We start from the raw sequence: 6,000 nt of genomic DNA, 5'->3' as shown, positions 1-6,000 counted from the left end.
GNGCTTTTTTTGTGTCTAAGTTCTAGGTTCTAGGCTCTAGGTTCTAGGTTCTAGGTTCTAGGTTCTAGGTTCTAGGTTCTAGGTTCTAGGCAGAATTAGAATGTGTAGTTATACTGCGCGCCTAACAATACTGCATGACCTTTTGATTCAAAAGACCATTGCTGTGGTAGCGTTTCACTTTCTACTTTTTCAGTAAAGTTTTGTGTTTTACCACGTAATACACTCACACCTAAATCAACATTTGAGTTTTCATCGATCGCATAGTTACCCCCAAACGAGAACCAAAAACGGTCTGTATCAGGGATAGAAATTGATAAATGCTGTTGTGATACTGGTGATTCATCAAACGCAAAACCAGCACGAAGCATTAAGTTTTCGCTGTACTGGTAATCAGTACCAATTGAGTAGCGCATTGCATCAGAGAAATCTTCTGTTTTTTCAAACGCGCTGAACTTGCCACCTGTAGGCATTGTTACTTGTGCTTCTAATGAATCAAAGCTGCTCCAACCTGTCCATAATACGCTGTAGTGAACGCCTAGCTTTTCATCTAACTGGTGAGAACCAGAGAACTCAGCAATTGCTGGCAATGTGATTTCAACAGAGCCTGGTAAAACTTGATTTTGAAGTGGTGATACTGGAAGCTGTGTAAAGTACTCGCCTTCAAAAGTAATGTCTGTTTCTGTGCGGTAATTAAAACCAAAGCGGCTATTTTCATCTAACTGATACATTAAGCCAACGTTTAAGCCGTAACCCATATCATCACCTTCAAGGTTAACCGCATCAGCACTTGCAGGAATAGATGCAATAACAGGGTTTACAGGAGGTACGAAACCAAACTTACGGATAATCTTCGCTTCTGCGTAAATTGCATTTAAACCAATACCAAAGCTAAACTGCTCTGATACTTTATATGCAACACTTGCGTTCATGTTTACAGTAACAATTTCAGTTTCACCAGCAATTTGGCCAGCTGCATAATCATCGTTAAACTCAGTCGCTAGGCCAAAGTTAGAAAAAGCACCAAAACCAACCGATACTTTATCGTTTACTGGCATAGTGAAATAGCCCGCAGGAATAATCGCGCTTGGTGCGATGCTGTCATCATTTAATACGCTGTTATCTAAACCGTAGGCATTACCTGTGCCTGTTAGGCTCACATCTGGGATTACAGCCATAGCTGCAACGCTAAGTTGCTTCTCTTTAAACAACGTCATTAATGCTGGGTTACGAGAAACCACAGACGCATCGTCTGCTACAGACGCTTCACCTGCGTATGCGCGGCCTAAACCAGATACGTTTTGTTCAGCAAGCTGAAAAGCCGCTGCAAAGGTATCAGCTGAAACAAATGCCAGCGATGCCGCAATAAGAGTTTTAGTAAATTTCATTGTTGTGTCCTTAGCCAAACTCACTGTTTGGATAGCTATGTGTGTTGTTATTAGGATTTCAAACCCGCGTACACTACCTTAATTTTTTATAAAAAACTCTACTAAAACGTTAAAAAAGGCTAAAAAACACGTTTTTAACGACATTTTAACAACTATTTAAAACTCATCGGAGCAGAAGTGTGCTATTAGAGTATATACTCTAATAGCATTGATTCTCATTTGCATTGAATTGGATTACGTTGCAATTTACACTACCAATGGAATCACCAAGGGAGAAAATAGTGATCATTTTACTTATTATTGCAGGGCTTATTTTTTGTGGTTTAAGTGTTTATTTCTTTTATAAAGCAAATTATTGCGCGTGTACGCAAGCTGGTAAATGTGACAATCCTGTCAATCACTATTGGTTAGCGGCCATTAGCATGGCGGTTGTTGCTTTGGTTTTTTGCTGCTTAGCACTGCATGTAGAATTAGGCACGTTACTGTGGATAACGCTAATGGGAAGTTGCTTTTTAGGTGGATATATTTCTGCTAAAACAAACAGAAAAAGACGATGCAAAAAAACTAAAGCAGTAAATGCTCTTTTAAAAGTCGAGGCAAATTAATTTTATAATCAGCGGGTTTGACACTTGCTTGTATTTTTATTTCATTATTATTTAAGCTCAAATCAATATCTTTTGCGGTAACATGATGATTATGTTTTGCGTTATAAAAAAGCTTCACTTTAGGTTTGATTGGATTTGAATGATTCCCCTCTAGTACCAAAGCCAACCGTTCATTGGTTAACTTAACAATAGTACCCACCGGGTGAACACCTAAGCACTTTATAAATAGCTGTACTAACTCTGCGTCAAATAGCTGTTTATTAGCCAACAAATAACGTAGCGCATTTATAGGCTCATCCCCTTCTTGATGCGGCCTGTCTGCGGTGAGTGCATCGTACACGTCAACAATCGCCAAAATTCGAGCAGGACGACTTATTTTGCTTTCATCAACTCCTCGAGGATAACCAGAACCATCAAGACGCTCATGATGGTTTACAATCATATCTAACATTAAAGTGGTGATACCTTTTGCACCTTTTAATAACCCTAAGATTTGTGCAACATGCTTTTTTATTGCCGTCATCTCGTTACCTGTAACTTTGCCAGGTTTAGAGAATATTCCTTGGGGTAATTTGGCTTGCCCTAGGTCATGCATTAGTGCACCCATTGCAAGCTCCTGCACGGCTTCGCGTTTATACCCTAAGTATTTAGCGAATACCGCTGTAAAAATGGTGCAGTTGATCATATGACGCCAGTTATAACTATGCTTATCTTTAATGCGAGTTAAAATGGTCATAGCATGTTCATTGCGAAATACTGAGCTGACTATTTCATTACTTATCTCATTAAGTGCATCAGTATTCAGTGACAAGCCTGAGGTTAAATCACCAAAAATATTCTGTAGTTTTCTGTTGTGGGCATCATAACTAACGCTGGCTTTGGCAAACTCTTGTTGCAAGCTGACAACTCGTTTTTTACTAGTGGGCTTGTCTTGATTTATAGCAGCGGCTTGTGGTTTTTCTTTTACTTTATATTTAGCCGGTACAGCCACATCACTTTTTGTAAAATCAATAAGAAGCTCTAGTACTCCTTCGGTAATTAAACGCTGAATTATAGATTTATCACGAACCAAACCGCTGGTTTTAATTTTTATACCATCCACACTCTCCTGCTGCTTGGTCACGCTATTTACGTACATGCCGGGGATAAGTTCTGATATAGGTAAGGTAACTAGCATAAATGTGAGGGTTTCTATAATTAAGGAATATTTACTCTAAATAGCATTATTTAGCTATAAAAGTCTAGCTTTTGAGTTTAGGGTAATAATAAATTATTAACACTAAAAATCTTTACAATTATTGATAATAAACCATAAGTGCGGCACTGAGTATACGCCTAACGGTGTAAATTAGATTGCTACAAACATTATTTAACGGGGAATAAAATAGTGAGCTTAGCTAAATAGCTATTATCGTTTCAAGGGGGGAAGTAAAACGCAAATGGCGCTCTCGGTAGGGATCGAACCTACAACTCAGCCTCCGGAGGGCCACGTGATATCCATTTCACCACGAGAGCACATTTGTTGCCGCCACATCAACTCGCGATATCAATGCTTTAGCATGCGCAATAATAAAGGCATCTTTGTATAAATACCAGCATGATTCGTTTACATGTCTATAATTTAAACTATTCACTTAACAAAAGGTAAAAAAAGCGCTATTTATTTATATTCTATAAAAAAACAGTAACGCTTTAGACACATATTATCTATTATTGTCACTGGACGGAAAGATTAAACACGAGGAAGTAATTATGAAGTTAATGTCAACAGAACAAGTTGCTGAGTTTTTAGGCGTAAAAGCAGAGCGTGTTAAACGTCTTGCTCGAGAAAGCTTATTAATCGCTAAATCTGAAGATGATAATGGCGAAATGCAATTTGACGCTGATGAAGTAGCAAAATACAAAGAGCTAGCAGAACGCTTTGGTGGGCTTTAACTACCCACTGATGCTATAAGCTCATCTAATTGCGCGCGCAGTACAACAACCTTGTTGTTGATGGCGCGTTGCTCATACCAGCCAATGCATAACAGTAAATAAACTATCTGGTAGCACTCAAGCTTGTGCATAGATAAGTAAAATTGCTCTGATGGCGTATATGCTTGATAACTTTTAAGCAAAGCATGCTTAGTTGCACTATCTAAGTTAAAACTAACGGCTAACGCAGCAAGATCAAAGTAAACATCATTTTTTTGAGCGTATTCAAAGTCGATTAAATACACGCCCTGCGGATTAACGACTATATTTTCTTTCACTAAGTCATTATGGCAAAAGCCGTGTTCTATAGGCATATTGGCAATGCTTTTTAGTACTTTATCTATGTGCTTATCAAACTCTTTAAACACCAATAAATGCCGATAGGCTTGCAATTCAAGTGCGATATTCATCGTTTGAGTATCTGTCGTATGTGCATGTACTTTAACCAGTTTAGCAAGTAGCGGCATAGCTAAATAAGACTCTGCAACCTCTCCCTCTATATAATTAAAAGCCGCACGTTTATTTTGTTTATCAAGCCAGATAGGTGCAGGGCAAACTTGCTGTTTGCTGAGTTCACACTGAGCTTGAAGCGCGACTTCTGGCCAATATGATTGATAACACTTTAATAAGTAAGATTGAGTGTCAGTACGTATTAAAAAGTTATCGTTACTTAAACCATTAACCAAGTACTCTGTTGAGGTTATTATGCTAGGTGCTAAAAACGCACTACAAATATTAACTAACTGAGAATGCGGGTTCATAAATTAGAGTTGCGCCATTGGTTTTGCTTGGCTTTGCTCATATTCTTCGTACCACGTTTTAAACCCCCACGCCGCCATAATGGTATAGAATATAAAAAGCACGAGTGTTGGGTAATAACCCTTTTCGTAATACAAATACATTGATGCGGCATCAATCACTATCCAATATAGCCAATTCTCGAGTACTTTTTTAGCCACGAGATAAGTAGTGACTACTGCAAAGCAGGTGGTAAAACTGTCTAGGTAGGCAAAATCTGCATGGGTGTAATTTTGCATCACGTAACCAATCGCTAATGACGCTAGGGTGGTTAATACTATTAAAATGATATGTCGGTTCACAGGCCACGATGTAATCAACCGTTGCGCTTGATTAGCTTTACCTTTTCGCCACACAACCCAACCAAACACGGCCATGTACATATAATAAAAGTTCAGTAATGACTCCATTAGCAACGCGCCATTCCAATACATAATGGTATAAATAAGCGTACTAAAAAATGCCGCAGGCCAGCACCATAAATTCTCTTTTATGGCTAATAATAAATACGCCATTGATAAAGCCACCGCAATATACTCCCAATGCGACATGGCAGTGAAACCACTAAGTATTTGCGTTATGAAATCCATCATTATAAAACGACCGTATTTGTTAGGAGGTTATTCGGGAGATAAATCGCCCGAGATAAATTTACACACAAAGATAGCTTTACCAAATTGCTCGTATGAATGTTTAATCTCTGTACTGATCACTTGCATTACTAAGTCATAATCACCAAATATTTGAGTCGACATGGTATTCGTGATCACTTTGAGCTCTTCATAGGCATTTACTCTGTCGATAAAGCCTTTAATAAAGGGAATATAATCTTGGTGAAGCGGGTATTTACTGATCTCTACTGATAATTTCATTTCAAACTCAACTTTTTAATTATTTGATTTCAACTAATCATTCAACGCAACTTAAATACAGTGTAAAATTACACTAACACTCAATTTAACTGAGCTTATTATGGCACGCAGAATTACCTATACTTTTAAAAATCAACCGCGCGAGATTAACTTCGCAAAAGATAAATACCACGATATGTATCAGGCTATTGCGGCTGCTGAGGGTATTGATTTAACTAACTACTTAAACATGGTACGCCAAATTGAAATGACCTCTAAAGGGTCATCAGCTGTGCGTAACTTTCGTGACCAAGAATTTGCGCGTATGGGCTTTAGCGATATTTACTTTATAAAAGAGTAGCCATACTCATTAAGCTAAAGCTAACA

At 38.2% G+C, this 6,000-nt stretch carries 8 protein-coding genes and 1 tRNA gene; 3 read left to right on the top strand and 6 right to left on the bottom strand.

Translation table 11 applies throughout. The features are described 5' to 3' along the window. Positions 1-95: 95 nt before the first annotated feature. Positions 96-1,385, bottom strand: coding sequence for an outer membrane protein transport protein (locus tag P20439_RS08535; RefSeq protein WP_008466140.1), 1,290 nt, complete (start codon positions 1,383-1,385; stop codon positions 96-98). Between the two features lie 281 nt (positions 1,386-1,666). Here P20439_RS08535 and P20439_RS08530 point away from each other — a divergent pair, with 281 nt between their 5' ends. Next, positions 1,667-1,990 carry a hypothetical protein gene (locus P20439_RS08530; protein WP_008466139.1) on the top strand — a complete coding sequence of 108 codons (324 nt, stop codon included), beginning with the start codon at positions 1,667-1,669 and terminating at the stop codon, positions 1,988-1,990. On the opposite strand, the gene P20439_RS08525 is transcribed toward P20439_RS08530, so the two are convergent. Together P20439_RS08525 and P20439_RS08520 are read right to left on the bottom strand one after the other, a co-directional pair. Next, entirely contained in the window at positions 1,950-3,167 is a 1,218-nt protein-coding gene (locus P20439_RS08525) for an HD-GYP domain-containing protein (RefSeq protein ID WP_036933355.1), read from the bottom strand. The genes P20439_RS08530 and P20439_RS08525 overlap by 41 nt on opposite strands. 263 nt (positions 3,168-3,430) lie before the next feature. Beyond that, positions 3,431-3,505 (bottom strand) — tRNA-Arg (locus P20439_RS08520). Positions 3,506-3,742: 237 nt separating this feature from the next. Between P20439_RS08520 and P20439_RS08515 the strand changes: the two genes are divergently transcribed. Further along, a complete protein-coding gene (locus P20439_RS08515; protein WP_008110377.1) occupies positions 3,743-3,925 on the top strand; it encodes a hypothetical protein in 183 nt (60 codons plus the stop codon). Here the strand turns inward: P20439_RS08515 and P20439_RS08510 are convergent. Genes P20439_RS08510 through P20439_RS08500 form a run of 3 tightly spaced genes read right to left on the bottom strand, consistent with a single transcriptional unit; the run spans position 3,922 to position 5,634 of the window. After that, on the bottom strand, positions 3,922-4,725 hold the full coding sequence (locus tag P20439_RS08510; protein WP_008466136.1) for a phosphotransferase family protein: 804 nt from the start codon (positions 4,723-4,725) through the stop codon (positions 3,922-3,924). The genes P20439_RS08515 and P20439_RS08510 overlap by 4 nt on opposite strands. Before the next feature lie 3 nt (positions 4,726-4,728). After that, on the bottom strand, positions 4,729-5,352 hold the full coding sequence (gene pnuC, locus P20439_RS08505) for a nicotinamide riboside transporter PnuC (protein ID WP_008110380.1): 624 nt from the start codon (positions 5,350-5,352) through the stop codon (positions 4,729-4,731). A gap of 30 nt (positions 5,353-5,382) precedes the next feature. Next, entirely contained in the window at positions 5,383-5,634 is a 252-nt protein-coding gene (locus tag P20439_RS08500) for a hypothetical protein (RefSeq protein WP_008110382.1), read from the bottom strand. A 100-nt stretch (positions 5,635-5,734) separates the two neighbouring features. On the opposite strand from P20439_RS08500, the gene P20439_RS08495 reads away from it, so the two are divergent. Continuing rightward, entirely contained in the window at positions 5,735-5,974 is a 240-nt protein-coding gene (locus P20439_RS08495; RefSeq protein WP_004588463.1) for a DUF2960 domain-containing protein, read from the top strand. Positions 5,975-6,000 lie beyond the last annotated feature (26 nt).

Source organism: Pseudoalteromonas sp. BSi20439 (assembly GCF_000241165.1).
In the GTDB taxonomy this organism is placed as follows: domain Bacteria; phylum Pseudomonadota; class Gammaproteobacteria; order Enterobacterales; family Alteromonadaceae; genus Pseudoalteromonas.
The sequence above is the reverse complement of the archived record's forward strand: the minus strand, read 5'-3'. Positions and strand labels throughout refer to the sequence as shown.

Coding starts and splice junctions, on each gene's coding strand:
- P20439_RS08535 (WP_008466140.1), bottom strand. CDS start 1,385: ATGAAATTTACTAAAACTCTTATTGCGGCATCGCTGGCATTTGTTTCA.
- P20439_RS08525 (WP_036933355.1), bottom strand. CDS start 3,167: ATGCTAGTTACCTTACCTATATCAGAACTTATCCCCGGCATGTACGTA.
- P20439_RS08500 (WP_008110382.1), bottom strand. CDS start 5,634: ATGAAATTATCAGTAGAGATCAGTAAATACCCGCTTCACCAAGATTAT.
- P20439_RS08510 (WP_008466136.1), bottom strand. CDS start 4,725: ATGAACCCGCATTCTCAGTTAGTTAATATTTGTAGTGCGTTTTTAGCA.
- pnuC (WP_008110380.1), bottom strand. CDS start 5,352: ATGGATTTCATAACGCAAATACTTAGTGGTTTCACTGCCATGTCGCAT.
- P20439_RS08515 (WP_008110377.1), top strand. CDS start 3,743: ATGAAGTTAATGTCAACAGAACAAGTTGCTGAGTTTTTAGGCGTAAAA.
- P20439_RS08495 (WP_004588463.1), top strand. CDS start 5,735: ATGGCACGCAGAATTACCTATACTTTTAAAAATCAACCGCGCGAGATT.